The organism is Flavobacteriales bacterium (assembly GCA_025210295.1).
Lineage (GTDB): Bacteria > Bacteroidota > Bacteroidia > Flavobacteriales_D > Parvicellaceae > S010-51.
The window spans coordinates 64,521-88,012 of record JAOASC010000048.1 but is presented as its reverse complement, the minus strand read 5'-3'; the positions used below and the strand labels follow the sequence as shown (position 1 = coordinate 88,012).

General features: G+C 34.9%; 22 protein-coding genes and 3 pseudogenes. 16 read left to right on the top strand and 9 right to left on the bottom strand.

What is annotated here, in order from left to right:
* Positions 1-3: 3 nt before the first annotated feature.
* From N4A35_16640 to N4A35_16625, 4 genes are all read right to left on the bottom strand, one after another.
* Entirely contained in the window at positions 4-2,193 is a 2,190-nt protein-coding gene (locus N4A35_16640; protein MCT4583040.1) for a glutamine synthetase III, read from the bottom strand.
* Positions 2,194-2,362: 169 nt separating this feature from the next.
* Positions 2,363-3,241, bottom strand: a complete 879-nt coding sequence (locus tag N4A35_16635; protein ID MCT4583039.1) for a RimK family alpha-L-glutamate ligase — start codon at positions 3,239-3,241, stop codon at positions 2,363-2,365.
* 93 nt (positions 3,242-3,334) lie between these two features.
* On the bottom strand, positions 3,335-4,264 hold the full coding sequence (locus N4A35_16630; protein MCT4583038.1) for a DUF2167 domain-containing protein: 930 nt from the start codon (positions 4,262-4,264) through the stop codon (positions 3,335-3,337).
* Positions 4,265-4,392: 128 nt separating this feature from the next.
* A complete protein-coding gene (locus tag N4A35_16625) occupies positions 4,393-4,932 on the bottom strand; it encodes a hypothetical protein (protein ID MCT4583037.1) in 540 nt (179 codons plus the stop codon).
* Positions 4,933-5,041: 109 nt separating this feature from the next.
* Here N4A35_16625 and N4A35_16620 point away from each other — a divergent pair, with 109 nt between their 5' ends.
* The 15 genes and pseudogenes from N4A35_16620 (at position 5,042) to N4A35_16550 (ending at position 17,874) form a co-directional block, all read left to right on the top strand.
* On the top strand, positions 5,042-5,866 hold the full coding sequence (locus N4A35_16620) for a thymidylate synthase (GenBank protein MCT4583036.1): 825 nt from the start codon (positions 5,042-5,044) through the stop codon (positions 5,864-5,866).
* The gene (locus N4A35_16615) at positions 5,863-6,369 is read left to right on the top strand and encodes a dihydrofolate reductase (GenBank protein MCT4583035.1); all 507 of its coding nucleotides are present in this window, start codon (positions 5,863-5,865) and stop codon (positions 6,367-6,369) included. Before N4A35_16620 ends, N4A35_16615 begins: the two co-directional genes overlap by 4 nt.
* 55 nt (positions 6,370-6,424) lie before the next feature.
* Positions 6,425-8,107, top strand: coding sequence for a hypothetical protein (locus N4A35_16610; protein MCT4583034.1), 1,683 nt, complete (start codon positions 6,425-6,427; stop codon positions 8,105-8,107).
* Positions 8,108-8,239: 132 nt separating this feature from the next.
* A pseudogene (locus N4A35_16605) lies at positions 8,240-9,448 on the top strand (DUF5723 family protein).
* A 132-nt stretch (positions 9,449-9,580) separates the two neighbouring features.
* Positions 9,581-9,793: pseudogene (locus N4A35_16600) on the top strand (thrombospondin type 3 repeat-containing protein).
* Between the two features lie 81 nt (positions 9,794-9,874).
* Positions 9,875-10,612 carry an OmpA family protein gene (locus tag N4A35_16595; GenBank protein MCT4583033.1) on the top strand — a complete coding sequence of 246 codons (738 nt, stop codon included), beginning with the start codon at positions 9,875-9,877 and terminating at the stop codon, positions 10,610-10,612.
* Between the two features lie 37 nt (positions 10,613-10,649).
* Positions 10,650-11,066, top strand: a complete 417-nt coding sequence (locus N4A35_16590) for an IPExxxVDY family protein (GenBank protein MCT4583032.1) — start codon at positions 10,650-10,652, stop codon at positions 11,064-11,066.
* A 120-nt stretch (positions 11,067-11,186) separates the two neighbouring features.
* The gene (pyk, locus tag N4A35_16585; protein MCT4583031.1) at positions 11,187-12,611 is read left to right on the top strand and encodes a pyruvate kinase; all 1,425 of its coding nucleotides are present in this window, start codon (positions 11,187-11,189) and stop codon (positions 12,609-12,611) included.
* Between the two features lie 14 nt (positions 12,612-12,625).
* Positions 12,626-13,672, top strand: a complete 1,047-nt coding sequence (locus tag N4A35_16580) for a M42 family metallopeptidase (GenBank protein MCT4583030.1) — start codon at positions 12,626-12,628, stop codon at positions 13,670-13,672.
* 293 nt (positions 13,673-13,965) lie between these two features.
* A complete protein-coding gene (locus N4A35_16575; GenBank protein ID MCT4583029.1) occupies positions 13,966-14,571 on the top strand; it encodes an FKBP-type peptidyl-prolyl cis-trans isomerase in 606 nt (201 codons plus the stop codon).
* A 48-nt stretch (positions 14,572-14,619) separates the two neighbouring features.
* Positions 14,620-14,862: pseudogene (locus N4A35_16570) on the top strand (FKBP-type peptidyl-prolyl cis-trans isomerase N-terminal domain-containing protein).
* Positions 14,860-15,528 (top strand): FKBP-type peptidyl-prolyl cis-trans isomerase, encoded by a 669-nt coding sequence (locus tag N4A35_16565; protein ID MCT4583028.1) that lies wholly within the window; start codon positions 14,860-14,862, stop codon positions 15,526-15,528. The pseudogene N4A35_16570 and the gene N4A35_16565 overlap by 3 nt, the downstream one beginning before the upstream one ends.
* Before the next feature lie 68 nt (positions 15,529-15,596).
* On the top strand, positions 15,597-16,070 hold the full coding sequence (locus N4A35_16560) for an FKBP-type peptidyl-prolyl cis-trans isomerase (GenBank protein MCT4583027.1): 474 nt from the start codon (positions 15,597-15,599) through the stop codon (positions 16,068-16,070).
* Positions 16,071-16,121: 51 nt separating this feature from the next.
* Positions 16,122-17,249 (top strand): radical SAM family heme chaperone HemW, encoded by a 1,128-nt coding sequence (gene hemW, locus N4A35_16555; protein ID MCT4583026.1) that lies wholly within the window; start codon positions 16,122-16,124, stop codon positions 17,247-17,249.
* A gap of 16 nt (positions 17,250-17,265) precedes the next feature.
* A complete protein-coding gene (locus tag N4A35_16550; protein ID MCT4583025.1) occupies positions 17,266-17,874 on the top strand; it encodes a trimeric intracellular cation channel family protein in 609 nt (202 codons plus the stop codon).
* Positions 17,875-17,877: 3 nt separating this feature from the next.
* Here the strand turns inward: N4A35_16550 and N4A35_16545 are convergent, their stop codons facing one another.
* Together N4A35_16545 and N4A35_16540 are read right to left on the bottom strand one after the other, a co-directional pair.
* Positions 17,878-19,230: a cation:proton antiporter gene (locus N4A35_16545; GenBank protein ID MCT4583024.1), complete on the bottom strand. Its 1,353-nt coding sequence runs from the start codon at positions 19,228-19,230 to the stop codon at positions 17,878-17,880.
* Between the two features lie 70 nt (positions 19,231-19,300).
* The gene (locus N4A35_16540) at positions 19,301-19,633 is read right to left on the bottom strand and encodes a helix-turn-helix transcriptional regulator (GenBank protein MCT4583023.1); all 333 of its coding nucleotides are present in this window, start codon (positions 19,631-19,633) and stop codon (positions 19,301-19,303) included.
* Positions 19,634-19,780: 147 nt separating this feature from the next.
* On the opposite strand from N4A35_16540, the gene N4A35_16535 reads away from it, so the two are divergent.
* On the top strand, positions 19,781-20,611 hold the full coding sequence (locus N4A35_16535; GenBank protein ID MCT4583022.1) for a DNA alkylation repair protein: 831 nt from the start codon (positions 19,781-19,783) through the stop codon (positions 20,609-20,611).
* A 13-nt stretch (positions 20,612-20,624) separates the two neighbouring features.
* Here the strand turns inward: N4A35_16535 and N4A35_16530 are convergent, their stop codons facing one another.
* The 3 genes from N4A35_16530 to N4A35_16520 form a co-directional block, all read right to left on the bottom strand.
* Positions 20,625-21,095: a GNAT family N-acetyltransferase gene (locus tag N4A35_16530; protein MCT4583021.1), complete on the bottom strand. Its 471-nt coding sequence runs from the start codon at positions 21,093-21,095 to the stop codon at positions 20,625-20,627.
* A 47-nt stretch (positions 21,096-21,142) separates the two neighbouring features.
* Entirely contained in the window at positions 21,143-22,504 is a 1,362-nt protein-coding gene (locus tag N4A35_16525) for a Mur ligase family protein (protein ID MCT4583020.1), read from the bottom strand.
* Between the two features lie 151 nt (positions 22,505-22,655).
* Positions 22,656-23,492 carry a hypothetical protein gene (locus N4A35_16520; protein ID MCT4583019.1) on the bottom strand — a complete coding sequence of 279 codons (837 nt, stop codon included), beginning with the start codon at positions 23,490-23,492 and terminating at the stop codon, positions 22,656-22,658.

Below are 23,492 nucleotides of genomic sequence, written 5' to 3'. Positions count from 1 at the left end.
TATTTATTTGGTAAACAGCAATTCTCTTAATTTAGGAAGAGGCCAATAAGAGTCGTCTACTAATTGCTCTAGCTTGTCTGTGTGGTAACGAATGTCTTCAATAAAAGGTTTGACGTTATCACAGTATGCGAAAGCTTTTTCTTCAGTATCTTCAATTTTGTTAGCTTTCTTTCGTTCTTCTACCATTTTATCAACATCAGTTTTAATCACTTCCAGGTGTTTGCTGATGTCTTTGATGATTTCTATTTGAACTTTTCCAGCTTTTTTAGCTTCACTAGCGCCCAAAACATCTTGTAGACCTTTTACGTTATCTAGTAACTCTGTTTGGTATCTGATAACAGCTGGAGTAATATAGGTTTTACAAAGGTCACCTAAAATACGTGCCTCAATCTGGATTTTCATGGTGTATGCTTCCAATTCTATATCATGCCTTGCTTCAATTTCACGTTTAGTTAAAACGCCTTGACTCTCAAATAAATCAACATAGTCTTTGGTTTTCATTGGAGTTAAAGCTCTTGGTGTATCTTTAAGGTTAGATAGTCCACGCTTTTCAGCTTCTTTAACCCATTCCTCACCATATCCATTCCCCTCAAAGCGTATTTTTTTAGAGGCTTTGATTAAGTCTTGAAGCTCTTTTAAGATAGCTTCATCCTTTTTCGTCCCTTTAGCTATTCTGGCATCAACAGATTTTTTAAATGCTTTTAATTGTTTAGCCATGATAGTATTTATAGCTATCATTGCTTGAGAACAATTCGCAGTTGAACCAACTGCCCTAAACTCAAATTTGTTTCCTGTAAAAGCAAAAGGAGAAGTTCTGTTACGGTCTGTGTTGTCTAGCATCAATTGAGGTATTTTCCCAATATCCAGTTTTAATGCTGTTTTGTCTTCTGGAGTCATTTTTCCAGCTTTAATAGATTGCTCGATTTTGTCTAGCATCTCAGAAAGTTGAGAACCAATAAAAACAGACATGATAGCAGGAGGAGCTTCGTTTGCTCCAAGCCTATGATCGTTAGATGCAGAAGCGATACTTGAACGTAATACATCTGCATAATCATGAATACCTTTGATGGTGTTTACCAAGAAAGTTAAAAATCTTAAGTTGGTTTTTGGATTTTTTCCTGGTTGTAATAAATTAACACCAGTATTGGTCCCTAAAGACCAGTTGTTGTGCTTTCCAGAGCCGTTGAGTCCAGCAAAAGGCTTTTCGTGTAATAAAACTTCAAAGTGATGTCTAGCGGCAACTTTTTCTAATAAGTCCATTAGTAATAAGTTGTGATCAACTGCTAGATCAGCTTCTTCAAACATCGGAGCACATTCAAATTGATTAGGAGCTACTTCGTTGTGTCTTGTCGTTACTGGAATTCCTAATCGGTATGCTTCTGTCTCAAAATCTTGCATAAAAGCAGTTGCTCGTTCAGGAATAGATCCAAAGTAGTGATCGTCCAATTGCTGTCCTTTTGCAGGAGAGTGTCCTACTAATGCTCGTCCAGATAAAATTAAATCAGGTCTGGCATTAAATAAGGCTGTGTCAACTAAAAAATATTCTTGTTCCCATCCAAGAGTAGCGCGAACCCTTGAGATGTTCTTGTCAAAGTATTGGCAAACATCTGTAGCGGCTTCGTCAATAGCATCTAAAGCTTTTAACAAAGGAGCTTTATAATCTAAAGCTTCTCCTGTATAAGAAATAAAGATAGTCGGTATACACAAGGTGCGTCCCATAATAAATGCTGGTGACGTTGGATCCCATGCTGTATATCCTCTAGCTTCAAAAGTGTTTCGGATACCTCCATTTGGGAATGAAGAGGCATCAGGCTCTTGTTGAATCAATAGTTTTCCCTCGAATTGTTCTATTGCTCGACCTTCTTCAGTTGGAGTAAAGAAAGCATCATGTTTTTCAGCGGTAGAACCTGTTAGAGGTTGGAACCAGTGAGTATAGTGGGTTACTTTTTTAGACATGGCCCAATCTTTCATTGCAGTTGCAATTTGATCAGCAATGTTTCGTTCAATTCTATGTCCTTCTAACATAGCTTTTTTTACACTTTTATAAGCAGCTTCTGTTAAGTAAGAACGCATCTTACCAATATCAAAAACATTTTCTCCAAAGTAATCAGATATTTTATCCGATGGGTAGTTTACTGTTTGCGGTTGTCTCTTTTGAGAAGCTTCTAAAGCTTTAAATCGATTAGTTGACATTTTTATGGTGTTTTTTTGCAAATATATAAAAACACAAGGGGGTGAGTGTTAATTTAATGTAAAATATTTTGCTTTAGGATTAAAAGCGAGGGGGTGTTGTGTCGAAAAAGTGTGTTTATTTTGATTGAGCTGTGAGAAAAAGTGGGGTAGCTTGTAAAAAAAAAGATTTTTATTGGTTTTTGACTAGTGTTTCGGTAGCTAAAATAATCTCTTTAGCAATATTATGTACTGAGTTTTGTTCTATACCTTCTAAACCAGGAGAAGAATTTACCTCCATAATTAATGGCCCTTTTCTGCTTTGTAAAAGGTCTACTCCTGCAATATTGAGTCCTAGAGCTTTAACTGCTTCAAGAGCTATTCGCTGTTCTTTAATTGTTAGAGAAACAGGAACACCAGTTGCGCCTCTGTGTAAATTCGAACGAAACCCTGTATTGGCTGAGCGTTTCATGGCTCCCAATATTTTACCGTTAACAATAAATACTCTAATATCTGTGGCTTTACTTTCTTGAATAAACTCCTGAACAATAACTTTGGAATTTAATTTGGTTAGGGCTTCTATAGTCGATTCTGCAGCATCTAATGTGTCAGATAATATTACACCTATACCTTGTGTTCCCTCAGGTATCTTGATTATCCATGGGGGAGTTCCCAGCGCTTTTTCAATTGTTTTTAAGTGGGTAAGCTTATTAATAAAACAGGTGTTGGGAATTCCAATGTTTTGACTGGCTAATAGTTGTAATGACTTAATTTTATTTCTAGAGTTTATTAAGCTAGCAGAAGGAAGTGTAGAGGGAATTCCCATGCTTTCAAATTGATGAATTACAGCAGCACCAATATCGGTAACATTGGCTCCAATCCTAGGGATAACGACATCTATGTCTTTAATTTTTAAATCTTGAAAATAGATTTTTGGACGGTTGTTTTCAACAACCATACAGCATTGTGTATGGTCAATTACAAACATTTTGTGTCCGCGTTCTCTCCCTTCTTGAATTAATCGATAAGTGGAGTATATGTTGGCGTCTCTAGAAAGTATGGCGATATTCATGTCTTTTAGCTCTACTGTTCAGACCGAATATAAATACTATTTTAGGAATTAAAAATAATCTTGGTAGAATATCCACCAATAAGCGGCATAACTTTAGTCTTCTTTTTTGCCAAAAAACTTTTTAATACCAGCTATTAACCCTACAACTCCTACAGCAATAATTTTCCAAAATTTAGCTAAAAGAATACCTAACTTAGCAAAAATCCCTACTTTGGCTATTGCTTTTCCTGCAATTAAAGCCCCAATACCATAAGCAGCAACCTTATCATAATCTGGGTTAAAGTCGTCGTATTGATTGCCTTCAGTAAAATTAACACTACTTAAAATTACATCATTTTCTCTTTTTACTTCTTCAAGGACATTCATGTTACCAATAACATTAAGTTGTAAATAACCTTTTCTTCCTAAGATTCTGATGTTGTAATTTAAGGTGTGCTCTTCGTAATCTCCAAATTGAAGCTCTTTTGCCCAATGTAATTTTTTGTTTTTTTCGTCGTAAAAAGGGGGAGAAGCCCAACCTATCAAATATATGGCTTCATACCCACGCTCTTTACGATAAGGATTTGCATTTTCACAATCTTCTTGCATTGTAGTGAGGAGTTCATCGTAATCGATGTTCTTAGCATCTTCATCATCTACGTAACCGTCTTCTGTATAAGTAATATTAATGGCATAACTAGAGTCGATAAAAGGAGAAGCATTTTGGGGAAATAATAACCCTAATGAACGATCTTGAAAATCACTAGGAGGATTCCCCCAAATATCGGTAAGAATCATCTCGCTATCTTTTCCATTTAAGTATTTAAAACCTTGGGGAACAACAATTTTAGCAATTCCATTTTTTAAGAGGATCTCTCCATGTTCATAGTTAAGCGTGGCTTCTATACTATCGTAATAGTGTTGAAGGTATAAAAGTTCTTCTAATTCTGATTCTAATAAAGTAGAATCTGAAGGTGATTCAGCAAAGGAGCTGTTGTTGAGTAATAATAGGGATAAGAAAAATATGAAAATGTTATTGTTCATCAAATTAAGTTTATTGTTGAACAAACTTAAAAGTCATCCCAAATTAAAGCATAATATAAATGGATTTATTATTTAAAGGTCATTTTTAATGCAGTTTTGTGTCTTGTATAGCAGGGGAAGTAATGTTTTTAGGGTTTTAAAGGTATATAGTGGTTGCTAATATATTCAAATCCAGATCCTTTTTCATACATCCAATCAGGAAAATAAATATCTGTAATTTTAGTCTGGGAGATCGTCCATTTATTGTCTTTTTTGACCAGTTGACAATCTACTTTTATTACTGTTGTGTTGTTATAGTTAGGGTAAGAAGTGCCGTTGAATTGAACAAGCCAATTAGGGAAGAATGTATAAGCGATTTGGGCTTGCGTTGAACCAAAGCTAAGCTTTGAAAAAATAAAATTATAGGACGGCGACATTCTGTTAATGGGATCGGTAATGTCATAGTATTCCAATTGCTTTTGGTTAAAAGTATATTGCTCTTGGTAAATGAGACTACTGTCAAGATATATCGTTAGAGGTTTGTCTTTGTTAAATGCAGTTTGTTGGTTGTAGTGCGTTACAAATTGTGGAGCATTTAACGCTTGTTGAATTAAATCAAATCGAATACGCTGTGCAGAGAAGTTCAAAAATAAAGTGGTTAGAATTAGGCTAAGTATAACTTTGAACATTTTGTTGAAATTTATTTTTTTATTAAAGGTAGTTGAAATCTCTTGTTTAAACAAGTTCAATAATTGTTAAAATGGTGTTACCTTAGCACTCGAAAATAGAAAAACAGTCATGCAACAATATTTAGATTTATTAGACCATATTTTAAAAAATGGTACTGCAAAAGGAGATCGAACAGGAACGGGAACTATCAGTTGTTTTGGATATCAAATGCGCTTTGATTTATCAGAAGGTTTTCCTGTGTTAACGACAAAGAAACTGCATTTAAAATCAATTATTCATGAGTTGTTGTGGTTTTTAAAGGGAGATACGAATATTCAATATTTAAAAGAAAATGGCGTCCGTATTTGGGATGAATGGGCAGATGAAAATGGGGATTTGGGACCTATATATGGACATCAATGGAGAAATTGGAATAGCGAAGATTTAGATCAAATCCAAGAGGTTATTGATACCATTAAGAATAATCCAAATAGTCGAAGAATGTTAGTTTCAGCTTGGAATCCAAGTGTGTTGCCACAAGGAGGAGTTTCTTTTGCTGAAAACGTTAAAAACGGAAAAGCTGCTTTGCCACCTTGTCATGCCTTTTTTCAATTTTATGTTGCAGATGGGAAATTGTCTTGTCAGTTATACCAAAGAAGTGCAGATACCTTTTTAGGAGTGCCGTTTAATATCGCTTCTTATGCATTGTTAACCATGATGATTGCACAGGTTTGCGAATTAGAACCAGGAGATTTTGTACATACATTTGGAGATGTTCATTTATATAATAATCACATAGAACAGGCTAAAATACAATTGAAAAGAACGCCTAAACAATTGCCTGAAATGAAGATCAATCCAGAAGTAAAAAGTATTTTTGATTTTAAATTTGAGGATTTTGAATTGGTAGGTTACGATCCTGATCCACATATAAAAGCTGCCGTTTCAATATGATAGTTTCTTTAATTGTAGCCGTTGCAGCTAATAATGTTATCGGTAAAGACAACGATTTAATTTGGCATTTGCCAAAAGATATGGCTTTCTTCAAATCGACCACTTTGAACCATTGTATAGTTACTGGTCGAAAAAATTACGAATCTATACCGCCTAAATACAGGCCTTTAAAAGATCGGGTGAACGTTGTGGTAACACGTCAAAAGAATTATGCTGAAGAGGGAGTTGTGGTTAAAGACGCTATCGAAAAAGCATTTCAAGAAGCTAAGGATAGAGGAGAACAAGAATGTTTTGTAATTGGAGGAGGGCAGATTTATCAATATGTTATGGAACATCAATTGATCGACCAGATGTACATTACTCATGTTCATGAAACCTTTGATGGAGATACTTTTTTCCCAGAATTCGATAGAGAAGAATGGAGGGAAGAAGTGTTGATAACCCACCTTAAGGACGAAAAAAATAAACACAGTTTTACTGTAAAAAAATACACGAAAAAGTAGCGTTTAGTTCTTAAGTGTTTGAAATACACTATATTCGTGTTTAAAATAGACTTCAATGAAAAAAATAGTTTTTGTATTGACTACGCTTTCTTTAATCATAGGAGGGTGTAAGAAGAAAGAGATTGCTTTAGAAAATCTGAAAGCACCAGTGTTGGATCCTAGTTTTGCTCTTCCTATTGGTTATGCTAATTTAAACTTAGGAGATATCGAAAGAGAGCTTGATGTCAACAATTTTGTTTATAACGACAATTCAAACCTTTTTGAAATCATTTATAGAGACCGAATTTTTGAACTATCTGCAAATGATGTTATTCAAATTCCTACACAGAATTACAGTACCACTTATACCATGCCAGTAGCAAATCAAACAGCATTAGTTGGTGGGGGAGCTGGTTTTACAACCAGTTATACCCAACAGTCTGCTATTACTTTTAATGTTGCTAACGGAGCGCAGTTAGATAGTGTAATTATTCAAAGCGGGAGCTTAACAATAGATTTAAGTTCCGATTTTATGCATTCAGCAACCGTAAACCTTACAATCCCTAGTTTAATGCTGAACGGAACTCCATTACAACAAACGCTAAATGTGAATTATGCAGGAAGTACTCCAGTTTTGGATAACGCAAATATTGATTTAGCAGGGTATACAATTGACTTAACCAATGGAGGGATGACCAATAATTCATTTAATGTTACGGTTAATTTTCAAGTGACTAGTAGTGGAAACCCAATTGCTGGTACAGAACAAATGGTTTTGGATATGCAGTTGGATGTCAATGCATTTGATGCTATATGGGGATACCTAGGACAAGTAACCAATATTTTAAGTCAAGATACCTCTAATATCACAATGTTCGATGATTTAGCTGGGGGGCAAGTGCACTTTGAAGACCCAAGAATTCATTTAACGATAGGAAATACTGCTGGACTGGAAGTTCAAACACAATTTTCAGCTGTTTTTGCTCCAGATAATAGTACCAATGTTAATCTAGGAGGAGCTGGATTAACCAGTTTACCTTTAATAACTCGCGCAAATAACCCTGGCGACACCACGATAACGTACCATACTATTGATAATAATAATACTTCTCCAACATTATCAGATGTTTTAGATGAAGGACCAGGAGAAATTGTGTATACCTCTTCAGCAACCTCTAATCCATCTGGGTTTGCAAATAATTTTGTTCTAGGAGATGCGCTAGTTTGGTGTGAAGCAGAGGTGGTTTTACCCATTTTTGGATGGGCTCGTGATTTTACTCTAGCCGATACTACAGATTTAGATGTCGCTGATGCTTTGGGGATAGATAGTACATCTAACTTAACTGTTGAAGATGTGGAGCAAGCTTTATTGAGAATAATAGTTGATAATGGATTGCCAGTAGATGCAGGTTTACAACTGTATTTTGCAGATACTAATTTTGTAGTAATCGACTCTTTGTTTAATGTTCCTGGAGGAATAGAAAATGTATTTGAGCATGGAATTGTTGATTTTACATTGCCATTAACAGATCCTAATCATGGAAAAGTGACACAGTCCACTCGAACAATTACTGATGTAGCGGTTTCTCAAGCCTTAATAAAAAAGCTAATCAATGGAAATGCTAAGAAGTTGATCTATAAAACAAGAGGGCTCACGAATGATGCTTATTCTGGTCAGAATGTTAAAATATTTCCAGAATATGATGTCGATATTAAAGTCTCAGCAAAGATCGATTTTAATATCGATTTAGAAGACTAAAATTACCCCCAAGATTTGATACAAAATTATTAAGTACATAAGAACAGTTACATGTTATATTTAAAAAATATATTCCTTATCGTTTTAACAGCTACAGCTTTATTAGGGGTAGCTCAACAAGATTTAACATTGATGAATTTAGACAATGTTCAACAAATTCAATATGTAAATCCAGCATTAAGACCACAAGCTAGAATTAATATCGGTTTTCCAGGTCTATCTTCTTTTTATTTTAATCATTATAACCATGTTTTTACTCCTAAAGATTTCTTTGAGGTGAGTGGAAATACTACTACTCTAAGGGTGGATCATTTGAAAAAAATGTGGAAGAAAAAAAATCATATCAGCTTATCAAGTAAATATGATCTTTTACATTTTGGATTTGCTGTAAAAAAGAACTATTTCAGCTTTAATGTAACCGAAAATCTTTTTTCTAGGTTAACATTGCCGGGCGATATGTTGCGTTTTCCTTTTACAGGAAATGCTAGTTCTGAATTAGAGGATGGAACATTAGATTTTTCTGGGTTTGGAGTGGAGTTTAATCATTACAGAGAGTACGTATTAGGATTTCAAAGAGCGTGGAGTGATAAATTGAATGTTGGAGGGAAATTGAAATATATCTATGGTATGGAAAATATACAGACCAAACAAAGCGATATCACTTGGCAAACTGATCCTGAAACATTTGATTGGACTATCAATGGGCAGTTTGCTGTGAATACTTCTGGAGTGTATGCTTTAACAGATACAATTGAGGGAAATACAGATATAGAATCAGAAGCTATTTCTGATTATTTATTAAAACGTAAGAATAGAGGTTTAGGAATTGATCTGGGGGCAACTTACAATTTGTCAGATAAATTAACTGTTGCAGCAAGTGTAGTTGATTTAGGTTTTGTTCGTTGGAAAAATGATAATAAAAATATCGTTTCAAATGATGGAAGTTTTGTGTTTACAGGAGTGGATTTCTCTAATGCAATTTTTACAGCAGATTCTGTTCAGCAGGATTCAATAGATGCTGCCTTTGAACAACTCCAACAAGATGCAGAAAACTCTTTTTCTGTAACCAACAATACCCAAGCCTATACCACTTCGTTGTTGAGTCGTTTCTATTTAAGTGGTTCCTATAAACTATACGAAACCAAGAAGTTTAGCGGAAAAGCTGGAGCATTGCTACATGGAGAGTTATTTAAGGGAAGTATCCGTCCATCTTTAACACTTTCTTATACTCAAAACTTGGGGAAAGTATTACAAGCTACAACTTCTTACTCGATGACGAATAGAGGGTATAATAACCTCGGATTAGGGATGAGCTTAAACTTAGGGTTTTTACAGTTTTATATCGTCACCGATAATATTATGGCAGCACGTTTGGCAAATATTACAGTCGATGGAGATGGAGCACCTTATCCTTATAATGCAAAAAATATACATGTGAGAACAGGGGTTAACCTAACATTTGGAAGAAAAAATAAAGATAAAGATGGTGATGGTATCAAAGATAAAAACGATGATTGTCCAGAAGTAGCAGGTTTACCAGTTTTTAATGGATGTCCTGATACTGATAAAGACAGTATACCAGATAATAGAGATTTATGCCCAAGCCAGCCTGGTGTTGCGATGTTTAAAGGTTGTCCAGATACAGATTTAGATGGGGTAAAAGACAGTAAAGATGCTTGCCCAACAGAGAAAGGAAGTGTAGAGAATGGAGGTTGTCCAGATAAAGATGAGGATGGTATTATCGATAAAGATGATGCTTGTCCAGATGTGAAAGGTATTGAAGCATTTAAAGGTTGTCCAGATACTGATGGAGATGGAATTCAAGATAGTGAAGATGAATGCCCAGAAAAAGTAGGAGCAAAAGATATGAGAGGTTGCCCAGATTCAGATTCAGACAATATCCCTGATCATAAAGATGCTTGTCCATTAGAAGCAGGAGCAAAAGAAAATAATGGTTGCCCGTGGGGGGACCGCGATAACGATGGGGTAAAAGATAATGTCGACAAATGTCCTTCAACTCCTGGAGTAAGAGAAAAAGACGGTTGTCCTTTGGATGATGCAGATTCAGATGGTGTTCCTGATGATAAAGATAAATGTCCAACTACACCAGGATTGGTCGAAAATGATGGTTGTCCAGAGATTAAAAAAGAAGAGCAGGAAATCTTAAATACTGCATTTGATAATCTAGAGTTTGAATCGGCAAAAGCAATTATTAAAGATGTTTCTTATCCTTCATTGCAAGCATTGGCAGAATTACTAGAAAAGAAGCCAACTTGGAGGTTAAAAATATCAGGTCATACCGATAGTGATGGGAGTGCTTCTTCTAATTTGAGGTTGTCAAAAAATAGAGCTCAAGCAGTTGCAAACTATCTAAAAGCCAAAGGGATAGACGAAAGTCGTTTTACAGTAGAAGGCTTTGGAGAAACACAACCAATAGCAGACAATAAAACAGCAGCGGGAAAACAAAAGAATAGAAGGGTAGAGATGAAAGTGGAGTTTGACTAATCACGTTAATACTGAGCTTTAGTAGGGTTATTATAAAATGAAGTACCTTTTAGAAGATGATTTTGAATACGATTTCCAACTTGTTGGAATTAGTTGTCACGAGAGAGATTATCGTGTTTGCTGGGGAGTGAATCACTCCCTAGCTTTGGCACTTTCAAAACAAGAGAAAGTAATAGAAGTATTTCATAAAAAAAACAATCGCCATAGTAGACATACCCTATTCTCTATTGTTGATTTTGATTCAGAACAAGAAGTCCACTTAATAGCCAATAGGAGTAAGTCAGGGTATTTGGTGCCAGAGCAAAAACATGCAGATTATCTTTTGTTGATCAAAGGCGATGATATTATTTCCTCAACTGAGGCAGTTGCTAAGCTCAAAAGAATTAGTTTTGTTTTAACAGCTTTTTCAATTGAGGTCTCTCAATTAAAATCAAAGGAAAACCTAATCTTTTAATCACCTTTTGTAAGGTCTGTAGCTATTTTTTTACATTAAATTAATGAGATAACAAAAACCATTGGTTATATTTGTTGAGATGCACTTTTGCATACACTACTACACTCAAAATAAACAAGCATGAAAAGAAGAACGAAAGTTGTTGCGACTATAGGACCAGCATCTTCTAGTAAAGAAATGTTGAAAAACTTAATTCAAGAAGGTGTTGATGTGTGTCGTTTGAATTTCTCTCACGGTGCTCATGAAGATCACGTAAAAGTGATTAAAACGATTCGTGAGATTATCTCTGAGATCAATTACCCAATAGCTATACTAGCCGATTTACAAGGTCCAAAAATTAGAGTAGGAACAGTAAAAGATAACGGTGTTGAGTTGGTTGAAGGAAAAGAACTAGTTATGACAACTCAACAAGTTGAAGGTACGGCAAAAAAGGTGTCGATAACTTATGAAACTTTTCCTCAAGATGTAAAAGCAGGGGAGAAAGTGTTGGTTGATGATGGGAAGTTGGTGCTTGAAGTGGTTTCCTCTAACTACAAAGATGAGGTCGTGTTAAAAGTATTACATGGAGGAATTTTATCTTCTAAAAAAGGGGTGAATTTACCCAATACATCTATTTCTCAGCCAAGTTTAACGGTCAAAGATAGAAAGGATTTGGAATTGGCTTTACAACATGATATTGATTGGGTGGCGTTATCATTTGTACGTTCGGCAAGAGATATTATTGAATTAAAGCATCTCATCAAGAATTCAGGAAAATCAACTCGAGTAATAGCTAAAATTGAAAAACCTGAAGCAATTGAAGATTTAGATGATATCATCAAACAAGCAGATGGTATTATGGTAGCAAGAGGAGATCTTGGTGTTGAAATTCCAATGGAGAATGTACCGTTAATTCAAAAGCAAATAATAAATAAATCGATAGAACATGCTAAGCCAGTGATTGTTGCAACACAAATGATGGAAAGCATGATTGAAAATATTTCGCCAACAAGAGCAGAAGTCAATGACGTAGCAAATGCTGTTATGGATGGAGCAGATGCTGTAATGTTGAGTGGAGAAACTTCAGTTGGAAAGCATCCAAGAGCTGTAATAGATGCGATGAATAAAATTATCATGCGTATCGAAGATCAATTTGATGAATTGTACTCAAAAGATATTGAGCCGGTAAAAAATCAAACGCGTTTTATTACTGATTCTATTTGTTTTGATGCCTGTCGTTTGTCAAAAAGAGTGGATGCAAAAGCAATTGTAACGATGACAAATTCTGGGTATACAGCGTTTAAAATTTCAAGTCAAAGACCTAAAGCTAGAATCTTTGTGTATTCAGGGAATAAAAAACTGCTAACCACCCTAAGTTTGGTATGGGGAGTAAAAACATTCTTTTACGATAAAATGGTAAGTACCGATCATACGATTGAAGATATCAAGTACATGCTAAAAAAAGAAGGGTACCTCTCTCAAGGAGATTTGATTATTAACACAGCGAGTATGCCAATTGAAGAGTTGGGGAGTACGAATATGTTAAAACTAAGTTCAATAGACTAAATTAAATAAGGAAAATGATAGATGTAAAATTATTAGCTGAAATTTGTGAAGTAGCTGGTGCGCCAGGTTTTGAGCAAAGAGTAAGAGAAATTGTCTTAAGAGAGGTAACTCCTTTAGTGGATAGCGTTTCAATAGATAATATGGGGAATGTTGTTGCGGTAAAAAAAGGAAAAGATTCGTCTAAAAAAGTAATGATAGGAGCCCACATGGATGAAATAGGCTTTATTGTTACACATATCGATGATAATGGGTTTGTGCGTTTCCATACTTTAGGAGGTTTTGATCCAAAAACATTAACTGCTCAGCGTGTGATTATTCATGGAAAGAAAGATTTAATTGGAGTAATGGGATCTAAACCTATTCACGTGATGACGCCAGAGGAAAGAAATAAAGTTCCAAAAACAACAGATTACTTCATCGATATGGGAATGCCTAAAGAAGAGGTGGAAAAGTATATTGCTGTAGGAGACCCAATTACAAGAGATCGAGAGTTGATAGAAATGGGAGATTGTGTAAACTGTAAGTCAATTGATAACAGAGTTTCTGTTTTTATCTTAATTGAAATGTTCAGACAATTAGAGTCTGCAGCTTACGATGTTTATGGAGTATTTACTGTTCAAGAAGAGGTTGGAATTAGAGGAGCTTCTGTAGCTGCTCAACAAATTCAGCCTGATTTTGGATTTGGATTAGATACAACAATTGCGTTTGATGTACCAGGGGCAGCAGGGCATGAAAAAGTAACAGAGTTAGGAAAGGGAACAGCCATAAAAATCATGGATTCAAGAACTATTTGTGACTATAGAATGGTGAATTACATGAAAGAAACAGCAGATAAGAATAATATTGAATGGCAACCCGAAATATTAACTGCTGGAGGAACTGACACCATGGGGATCCAACAAATGACTGCTGGAGGTTCGATAGCAGGAGCTGTATCAATACCTACACGTCATATCCATCAAGTGATTGAAATGGCACACAAAAAAGATATTAGAAATAGTATAGATTTACTACAAAAGTGTGTAGAGAATTTAGACCAATACGATTGGAGCTTTAAATAAAGCAAAGCATTAAACTGATCATAGAAAAGGCCCAGAACAAATATAGTTCTAGGCCTTTTTGTTTGTTGTAAAATTAACAAAATTTAGAGTCTTTTAATCTTGAATCTGTTGGTCTTGAGTCTAAAAAACATATATTTGTATGCTTATTGTATGTCGGTTAAGTGATTTAACCAAACGAATGAATTATGAAGAAAATAGCAATATCAGCTTTATTATTAACTTCTTTTTTAGCCTTTGATGGAATGGCACAGGAGAAGTGTTGTAAAAAGAAAAAATGTAAGAATAACAAAACAATGGAATTAAAAACAGAATTAGATTCAATTAGTTACGGATTGGGGGTTAGTATCGCTCAAAACTTAAAAGGACAAGGTATTACTGAGTTAGATGCAGCTGCATTAACGAAAGGTGTAGAGGATGTGTTTAGTGGAAACGATTTAAAGTTACAAGAGTCTGAGATTGGCGCAATGTTAAACGCTTATATGCAGAAAAAAGCTGAGGAAAAAGCAAAAGGTGTCATTGAAGAAGGGAAAAAGTTCTTAGAAGAAAATGGAAAAAGAGCAGAAGTAACAACTTTACCAAGTGGGTTACAGTATGAAATCATTGAGAAAGGTACAGGAGCAATCCCAACTGCTTCAGATCAAGTTACAACACATTATACAGGAAAGTTAATTGATGGAACTGTTTTCGATAGTTCTGTAGAAAGAGGTCAACCAGCTACATTTCCAGTTGGAGGTGTGATCAAAGGTTGGACAGAAGCTTTACAATTAATGCCAGTAGGTTCAAAGTGGAAATTATATATTCCTTATGACTTGGCTTATGGAGAAAGAGGAGCAGGAGCTCAAATAGGACCTTATTCGACATTGGTTTTTGATATCGAATTAATCGAAATTGCTAAATAATAGAACATGAAGTTACAATGGATTTTGGGAGGTGCCTTAGCACTTTCGATGGTAAGCTGTGGAGGAGAGGAAAAGAAAGAAGAAGCAGAGGTTCACGAAGCTCCAGTAGCTTTAGCTTCTGAGATTGATTCTGTTAGTTATGCGTTAGGAATTAATATTTCTGAAGGGTTTTCTAAACAGAAAATAGAAGGGATTTCTACAGCGGAAATGACAAAAGGGTTTAATGATTTTTTAGCAGGATCTAACGCTATTCAAGGAACAGAATGTGTTAATTACATTCAAGATTTTATGAGAACGCATCAGTTAAGTGCTTTAGATACATTAAACCAACCTAACTATAGCCAAGGAAAGTTAGATTCTTTAAGTTATGCATTAGGAGTTAATATCTCTGAAACATTTAAAATGCAAGGGGTTGATGGTTTAAATGGAAGCATTTTAGCAAGAGGTTTTGCTGATTTTAGCGCAAATACAACTTCAATAGATGGAGCAAAAGCGTTAAATATCTTACAGAGCTTTATGCAAAAACAACAAGCTATTGCAGCAGAAAAGAATAAAGCAAACTTTGCTGAAGTAATTGCAGAGGGAGAACAATTCTTAGCTGAAAATGGAAAGCGCCCTGAAGTTACGACTTTACCTAGTGGTTTACAATATGAAATTATCAAAGAAGGAAATGGAGAGAAACCTACAATGATGAATTCAGTATTGGCACATTATCATGGAACGTTAATCAATGGAACTGTATTCGATAGTTCTGTAGATAGAGGTGAGCCAACAGAATTCCCTGTTAGTGGAGTAATTAGTGGTTGGACAGAAGCATTGCAGTTGATGCCAGTAGGTTCAAAATGGAAATTGTATGTTCCTTACAATTTAGCTTATGGAGAAAGAGGAGCAGGAGCTCAAATTGGTCCATATTCAACGTTGATTTTCGACGTAGAATTGTTAGAAATAACAAAGTAAGAAGAACGTAAAATAACTTTAGAAAGGCTTCAATTAATTGAAGCCTTTTTTTGTACCTTAGATTTATGATGAAAAAGATAGTTGGACTAAGCATCCTTTTGTTATTGTTTGTAGGATTGGGCTATGGACAAAGCAAAAAGAAAAGAGCTCAAAATGAAGCAAGAATGATTCAAGGAATGCAGTTTCTTAGTGATAATGGAAAGCGTCCTGAAGTTACGACCTTGCTTAGTGGTTTGCAATATGAAGTGTTACAGGAAGGAGATGGACCCAAACCGACACTAACGAGTCGAGTAACAACACATTACCATGGAACATTAATTGATGGTTCAGTGTTCGATAGTTCTGTAGATAGAGGTATGCCAGCTACATTTCCTGTAAATGGAGTCATAAAAGGTTGGACAGAAGCTTTACAATTAATGCCAGTAGGTTCAAAATGGAAATTGTTTATCCCTTACCACTTAGCCTATGGAGAAAAAGGGAATAGTAGTATTAAGCCTTTTACCACACTAATCTTTGAGGTAGAGTTATTGGATATAAGGTAAAAACAAAATGTATAACTTAATACATTGTACAAAGCATATTGTACATTAATTATGGCTGGAATCTACATTCATATTCCTTTTTGTAAAAAAGCATGTCATTATTGCGATTTTCATTTTTCAACATCTCTAAGATTTAAAGCGGAGTTATTAAACGCTTTGTCAAAAGAAATAGAACAGCAAGTAGCTTACCTTGAAGATGAAGAGATTGAAACAATTTATTTTGGAGGTGGTACCCCAAGTTTATTGCTTAAAGATGAATTAAAAGAGTTGTTAAACCAAGTTCGAGATAATTATCAAGTTGTAGAATGTCCTGAAATAACTTTAGAAGCTAACCCTGATGATTTAACTCGAGAAAAGCTATTAGAGTTAAAAGAAATAGGAATCAACCGATTAAGTATTGGTGTACAATCTTTTTTTGATGAACATCTAGAATGGATGAATAGAGCGCATTCTAGTTCAGAAAGTGAGACATGTATCAAAACAGCAACAGAATTAGGATTTAAAAACATTACCTTAGATTTAATTTACGGAATGCCTAACCTTTCAAATGAGGAATGGGAGATGAACATTCAAAAAGCAATAGCTTTAGGAGTTGGGCATATTTCTGCTTATAACCTAACAATGGAAGAACAAACGGCCTATGCACATTTTGTCAAGAAAGGTGTTTATCAAGCTCCATCTGATGAAAAAGGAGCGGAACAGTTTTCGATGTTAATAGCTATTTTAGAAAAGGCGGGATACCAACAGTATGAAACATCGAACTTTGCAAAAGAAGAAGCCTATTCTAAACATAATTCCGCTTATTGGAGAGGAAAAAAATATTTGGGAATAGGACCTTCAGCTCATTCGTATAATGGGATTTCCAGACAGTGGAATATCGCCAATAATAAACGTTATATCGATGCAGTTAACAATGGTAATTCCTATTTTGAACAGGAGGAATTAACAAATATTGATCGAGTGAATGAGCATTTGTTAATTGGTCTACGAACCGTTTGGGGATGTGATTTAAAAGTTATTCAGAGACAATTAGAGGGGCGTTTTTATCAAGGTTTTCTTAAAGAATTGGAACATCAAAAACTACTGGGAATGATCCATTTAAACAACAATAAATTTTACCTTACTCCTCAAGGAAAACTTTTTGCAGATCGTGTCGCAAGTGATTTATTTGTAGAGTAGTAATCAATAATAGGATATGAATTGGATTTATTTTGTTGATTTATTTGGAACAAGTGTTTTTGCAATCTCTGGAGTGTTAACAGCTATGCAGAAGAAATTTGATATCGTAGGAACTTTAATCATAGGTTTTGTTACTGCTATAGGAGGAGGGACAATAAGAGATTTATTGATTGGAAGAGTTCCTGTAGGATGGTTGCAAAATAGAAGTTACCTTATCGCCATAGTGATAGGGTATGTTGTCGCTTATAGCTTTAAAAACAAGATTATTCAATGGAAACGAAGTATGTTTTTATTTGATACCATAGGTATAGGTTTGTTTACAATATTGGGGATAGAAATAGCGTTAGACTATGATTTAAGTATAGAGTATAGTATTATATTGGGGGTGATTTCAGCATGTTTTGGAGGTGTGACTAGAGATGTGTTGACCAATGAAATCCCACTGATTTTTAGAAAAGAGATTTACGCTACTGCTTGCTTTGCAGGAGGATTAGTTTATGTGCTCTTGACTAATGTAAGTACATTCACGAACCTCAATATCGTTGTTGCAATTGCTACAGTTATTGTTATTAGATATTTAGCTATTCGAAACGAGTGGTCGCTCAATTTTTATAAAGAAGAGTAGGGACTACTCTTCTTCTAAGTTTTCTTTTGGTTCATGTCCGTCTGCTAACGAGCCTTCGATTTGATCAACGATATTGTTGTCGTTTGGTTTCATTTTAATCGAATCAAGTAATACATCTGTAACCTTATCACCTCTATTCATAATCAGAGAAACAGTCATGATTACACTGGTAATTAGAATCGTAAACAACAAGATTCCTTGATCAAACTGTCGGATGGTAAAATCCATGTGTGGATCGTAAGCATCTAGCATTTCTCCATGAGAATCTACCATTCCATTGGGTATGGCAAAGAATAATAGTACAGTAATCAACCCTCTAGGAGCAATCCAAAGTTGAGGGATGATATCCTCTCGAACAAAGAGTTTTAAGAAAATAAAACGAACACCAAATAATAAGCCTACAATAGCAATACTAATTAGCCCCAGCTTCCAATCAATTAATGAAGCTAAAGATATCGTAATACCAAAAATAACGAAGAAGAATGTTCGCAATACAAATGCAGTTTCCAGTGTGATAACGTGCAGTTCATGTAACGATTCTTTCATCATAGATTTATCACCGTATTTTGTTAAAGGGCCTCTAAAAAAGATTTGACTATTGTTAAGCACAAGTCCAAAGAATAGAATAATTAATAAAGAAGATAAGTGGAATGATTTTCCAACTGCATATAACAATAATAGTACAGCAAACATTAAGAAATATTTAGCGTGCATTTGTAATTGTTGAAATAAAATAACAAGTAAATAACTGGCTACAATCGCAATTAAAACTGTGATGGCAATATTTCCTGTAACGCCCATAAAAACTTCTTGTGTACTTGAGGCATGTGCATTTCCTTTTAAGAAATAAAAGAACATAATACCTAAGATGTCGGAGAAGGTACTTTCGTAAATCATAAACTCCTTTTTGTGTTCTTTCAATGAACTCACACTAGGAATAATAATTGCGCTACTCATAATTGAAAGCGGTACAGCATACATTAGAGCGTTAAATAAGCTAACTTTCCATAGGAGCATAAAGAGTCCAGCTATGGAGAAAGAGGAGGCGAGTAAGGCCACAAGAGCAACGATAAAACTTTTGGTAATTAGTCCAGCTTTTTCCCGTTTTAATTCAAGGTCTAAAGCAGCTTCTAAAACGATAAAAATTAAACCTACATTACCCAATACTTCAAGAAGAGTCATCAAATCTTTGTCCTCGCCTTTTAAATCAGGAGCCCAAAAAGTAGTTTGTATGACTACACCTAATAAAATGAGCATTAGAACACTTGGTATATTGGTCTTCTTTGCTAATACATTGAATAAAAAACTCAAGATAATAATCGAAGAGGCTGCTATAATTAAAGTATATGGATTCATGGCGGTAAATTTACATAAAGTACTTTTTGAGAAGCCTTTATTTCTGTTAAAAAATATTGAATTATAATTTTTATGGGATTTCAGTTAATGACTTTCCCCATTCGTTAAGCTCCCAAAGTATTTTAACAAGACCATGTCCACGTTTGGTTAATTCGTATTCTACTCTTGGAGGAACTTCGTTGTATGTTTGTTTAGTGAGTAGGCCATCTTTTACCATTTCGGAGAGTTGTTGATTTAATACTCTACGATCAACTTTGCCTATACCTTTCAAAAACTCACTAGGGCGTTTTTTTCCTTCGTTGATTTGCCAGATAATCGCAATTTTCCATTTTCCACTAATCGTATTTACGGCTTTTTCTAATGGGCAAACTTTTTTCTGAACTGTTGAGGCCTTAGTATTCATAATATTGACTTTTTTCTCCCATAGTGACCAATTTATGCGGTATTGTTTAGTTAAATAAGCTTGTATAAATTTGCCCTAATTACTAAGGGCTAAAAATAGTAATAATTTAAGAATAAGAACATCATATTAACTGAACAACATAAAGAGATGGTAACAGAAGAAATTAAACAAAGAAAAGGAGCTAGAAAGCAACAAGATATTCCAGAAGAGGTATTGATGTTACTGAATAGCGGGAAAATTGAAACAGTTAATCTAACAGAATGGTTAGCTGTAGACCATGTTCGGCTGATCAGCAATGTTTTTCCTGAACTTAAGATCTCGGAAGCTATAGAGGAAGCTATAATTGGTGTGATTTCAGAGGAGAAGAAACGGTCAACAATGAATGTGATTCAACTTATTGGAACGCAGTTGTTTGCATGCTATAAAAAGGATCAAAAGTTTTCAGTTCTTATAGAAGTTTTTTCGAAACATTTGTCGGATTCAGTACGTTGTTATGTTCCTTATTTATTAGCGTTAGACGAAAGTTTGAGTGTTGAAGAAAAATTAGAGAAATCGAAACACTTAGCCGCTGATCATCATTTTGGGGTTAGAGAAGTTGTTTGGATGGCGTTGAGGCCTGAAATTGAAAAAGAGTTAGAGTTAGCTATTTCTTTTTTGAGTAGTTGGTCAAAAAATAAAGACGAAAATATTCGGAGGTTTGCAACAGAAGTAATAAGACCAAGGGGAGTTTGGTGTAAGCACATTCAACAATTAAAAGAGACTCCTGAACTTGCTTTGCCAATATTAGAACCATTGAAAGCTGATCCATCTAGGTATGTTCAAAATAGTGTAGGGAATTGGCTCAATGATGCAAGTAAGTCACGTCCTGATTTTGTGATAGAGCTTTGTGAAAGATGGGAGAAAGAGTCTCCAGTTTCATCAACACAGTATATCATTAAACGAGCAAAAAGGACGATAGTAAAAACGAAGAAGAAATAGTATCCAATACCTTTTAATCTAAAAACTGAAAATTCTCAATTGCTGTTTTATCAAAATCGCAGTTATACCATTCTTGATCAATCGTAGCGTTAATTTTTTGATAGAATTGAATTGCGTTGGTGTTCCAGTCTAAGACTTGCCAACGTACGCGTTCAACATCTTTTTCTTGAGCTAATTCAAAGACTTTGTTGATTAATTGTCCGCCAATTTTATTTCCGCGATATTGCTCTTTTACGATTAAATCTTCTAAAAATAAATAGTTTCCAACCCAAGTAGAATAAGCATAAAAGCAAAGCGCAATTCCAACAATTTCTTTAGTTTCTAATTCCGCAACAAAGCACTCGAAATGAGCTTGCTCTTGCCGCATTTTTTCCACAGTGTTGGTTACTTTTTCGCCTGCTTTTTCAAAAACAGCTAGTTCTTTGATTAATGCTAAAACTTGGGGGAAGTCTTCTTCAGTCGCTTTTCTGTAAGTAATGTTCATTTTTTTCTTTTTTTATAAGCTTGTTATGGGATAATAAAAGCTAGTTATTACGCTAATAACTCCTCAGCTAATACATTAAAATCAACTCCGTTAAAGTTTCCGCTACTCATCATCAATAAATTTTTATCCTCCCAACTCATGGCTTTTAAATCATTGATTAATGCTGCTGACTCAGTATAAACAGTTACATTTTTTGTTCCAAAAGCAGTTTTAACTTCTTCAGGAGTAATTGTAGCCAATTTTTTATGTGCTAAGGTTTTAGGACTAAAATAAACAAAAGCTTTATCGGCAGTAGCCATGGCGCCATTGTATTGCGCTAAAAATTCTTTATTCAAACTACTAAAGGTATGCAACTCCATACAAGCAATAAGTGTTCGATCTCCAAATTGATCTTTAACCGCTTTAGTGGTAGCTTTTAATTTAGATGGCGAGTGTGCAAAATCTTTGTACATGGCAAAGTTTGATGTACGTTTAACCAGCTCAAGTCGCTTAGAAGCTCCCTTGAAGCTTTGTATGGCGGTATAAAAATCTTGAGTACTAACACTTAATGCTTTACAAACGAGTTGAGCTCCATTTAAGTTTTGTAAATTGTGTTCTCCAAATATTTCTAAAGGATATTGTTGTCCTTCTATTTCAACAGCAGTAATGCCATTGGAGATGCTGTATTTTGGAGTTGAATAAGGGACTTGATGAACATCTGGTCTAGCTTTTTCAGAAACAGCTTTTACATTTTCATCCCCCTCAAAATAAACAATACTTCCATTTGGTTCAATCTTATTGATGAAGATTTCAAATTGTTCAACATAGTTTTCGAATGTAGGAAACACGTTGATATGATCCCATGCTATTCCACTTAGTAGAGCAATATTAGGCTGATATAAATGAAACTTAGGTCTTCGATCTATTGGGGAACTCAAGTATTCATCACCTTCTAAAACGGCAATTTCAGCACCTTTAGAAAGTTTAACCATACATTCAAACCCTTCTAGTTGTGCGCCAACCATATAGTCGTGATCAATACCTAAATGATTCAATACATGAAGAAGCATAGAGGTAATGGAAGTTTTTCCATGACTTCCTCCAATTACAACCCTGGTCTTGTTTTTGGTTTGTTCGTAGATGTATTCTGGGTAAGAATAGATCTTTAATCCTAATTCTTGAGCTTTTAATAATTCTGGGTTGTCAGCTCTAGCATGCATTCCTACTATTACAGCATCTAATTCAGAAGAGATATTAGCGACATCCCATCCTATTTTAGAAGGCAGTAACCCATATTTTTCTAATCTTCCTTTAGAAGGGTTAAAAATTTCATCATCACTCCCCGTTACATGATAGTTCTTTAGTTTTAATGCAATTGCTAGGTTGTGCATGGCACTCCCTCCTATAGCTATAAAGTGTACTTTTTTCATTGTTATTTAGACTCAAGATGTAAGGCGTCAAGGTTTTAAGACGCTATTTGAAACTAAAGATATTGAAATTAGACCACGTTATTTTTATGGCTATTTTGTTTTTTCAACGAAAGAACGCGAATAACTTTGAAAACACTTCTGAAATTATCAATTAGAAGTGAAGCAAGACAGTACCTTTGATATTTCCAGATTCTTTAATGAGATCTCCAAAATTAGGACTGTCGCTATGGTTAACTCTATCTTTGTCGTAGGCGTTGGTGTCCCAATCATCATATAACATAGCTGCAGTACCTTCAAAAATAAGTTCTACTGTTTGGGGATCTATTTGATAAGCTTCAATTTTACCTGTTTTTACTTGTAGTTCATATTCTAAGTTTTCTCCTTTCTCATTTTTGTAGGGGATGTAAAAAGTAAGGTTAAAATAAGGAGTATGATCGTCTTCTGGAGTTACTTTAACAGTTGTGACACTACTCTGTTCAACAGCATTTGCTAATTCATTCGTTAATTGCTCTAATTCTTTAAGCGCATTTTGATCACCTTGAGCGATTAATAGCGCCAATTCTTGCATTCGCTCTGTTTTAGCTTCAACTTTTTGATTTAATGCATCAGACTGCTGTTTCAAGGTTTGGTATTCGTCAGATTTAGCGGCTTTTTCATGCTGCGCATAGGCTTGTTTTTCGCGTTCCCATGCCGTACGATCGAGTATAAGTGTGTCTCCTTTCTTTAGTGGAGTTACAGCTTCATGATTGTCAATTGAAAAGATGAATCGAAACCCTTTTTTTTGTTGTTTGCCATCCGAAACTAGCTCAGCTTGGGGAATCTTTAATTCAAATGCACTGATAAGTAGTTCTGCAGAATTAGAATATTTTTTCTCAAGGAAGACCTGCTTGTCGTAGACTTTTCCGTTAAAATTAACCGTGATTTTATCTTGCCCAAAGCAAAGGTTACCAAGAAATAAAAGAGAAGCGAGAAGACTTGTTTTTAGCAT

Bases quoted from the DNA above. Each gene is read 5' to 3' on its own strand.
- N4A35_16640 (MCT4583040.1), bottom strand. From the start codon at position 2,193: ATGTCAACTAATCGATTTAAAGCTTTAGAAGCTTCTCAAAAGAGACAA.
- N4A35_16635 (MCT4583039.1), bottom strand. From the start codon at position 3,241: ATGAATATCGCCATACTTTCTAGAGACGCCAACATATACTCCACTTAT.
- N4A35_16630 (MCT4583038.1), bottom strand. From the start codon at position 4,264: ATGAACAATAACATTTTCATATTTTTCTTATCCCTATTATTACTCAAC.
- N4A35_16625 (MCT4583037.1), bottom strand. From the start codon at position 4,932: ATGTTCAAAGTTATACTTAGCCTAATTCTAACCACTTTATTTTTGAAC.
- N4A35_16620 (MCT4583036.1), top strand. From the start codon at position 5,042: ATGCAACAATATTTAGATTTATTAGACCATATTTTAAAAAATGGTACT.
- N4A35_16615 (MCT4583035.1), top strand. From the start codon at position 5,863: ATGATAGTTTCTTTAATTGTAGCCGTTGCAGCTAATAATGTTATCGGT.
- N4A35_16610 (MCT4583034.1), top strand. From the start codon at position 6,425: ATGAAAAAAATAGTTTTTGTATTGACTACGCTTTCTTTAATCATAGGA.
- N4A35_16590 (MCT4583032.1), top strand. From the start codon at position 10,650: ATGAAGTACCTTTTAGAAGATGATTTTGAATACGATTTCCAACTTGTT.
- pyk (MCT4583031.1), top strand. From the start codon at position 11,187: ATGAAAAGAAGAACGAAAGTTGTTGCGACTATAGGACCAGCATCTTCT.
- N4A35_16580 (MCT4583030.1), top strand. From the start codon at position 12,626: ATGATAGATGTAAAATTATTAGCTGAAATTTGTGAAGTAGCTGGTGCG.
- N4A35_16575 (MCT4583029.1), top strand. From the start codon at position 13,966: ATGGAATTAAAAACAGAATTAGATTCAATTAGTTACGGATTGGGGGTT.
- N4A35_16565 (MCT4583028.1), top strand. From the start codon at position 14,860: ATGAGAACGCATCAGTTAAGTGCTTTAGATACATTAAACCAACCTAAC.
- N4A35_16560 (MCT4583027.1), top strand. From the start codon at position 15,597: ATGAAAAAGATAGTTGGACTAAGCATCCTTTTGTTATTGTTTGTAGGA.
- hemW (MCT4583026.1), top strand. From the start codon at position 16,122: ATGGCTGGAATCTACATTCATATTCCTTTTTGTAAAAAAGCATGTCAT.
- N4A35_16550 (MCT4583025.1), top strand. From the start codon at position 17,266: ATGAATTGGATTTATTTTGTTGATTTATTTGGAACAAGTGTTTTTGCA.
- N4A35_16545 (MCT4583024.1), bottom strand. From the start codon at position 19,230: ATGAATCCATATACTTTAATTATAGCAGCCTCTTCGATTATTATCTTG.
- N4A35_16540 (MCT4583023.1), bottom strand. From the start codon at position 19,633: ATGAATACTAAGGCCTCAACAGTTCAGAAAAAAGTTTGCCCATTAGAA.
- N4A35_16535 (MCT4583022.1), top strand. From the start codon at position 19,781: ATGGTAACAGAAGAAATTAAACAAAGAAAAGGAGCTAGAAAGCAACAA.
- N4A35_16530 (MCT4583021.1), bottom strand. From the start codon at position 21,095: ATGAACATTACTTACAGAAAAGCGACTGAAGAAGACTTCCCCCAAGTT.
- N4A35_16525 (MCT4583020.1), bottom strand. From the start codon at position 22,504: ATGAAAAAAGTACACTTTATAGCTATAGGAGGGAGTGCCATGCACAAC.
- N4A35_16520 (MCT4583019.1), bottom strand. From the start codon at position 23,492: ATGCTAAAAACAAGTCTTCTCGCTTCTCTTTTATTTCTTGGTAACCTT.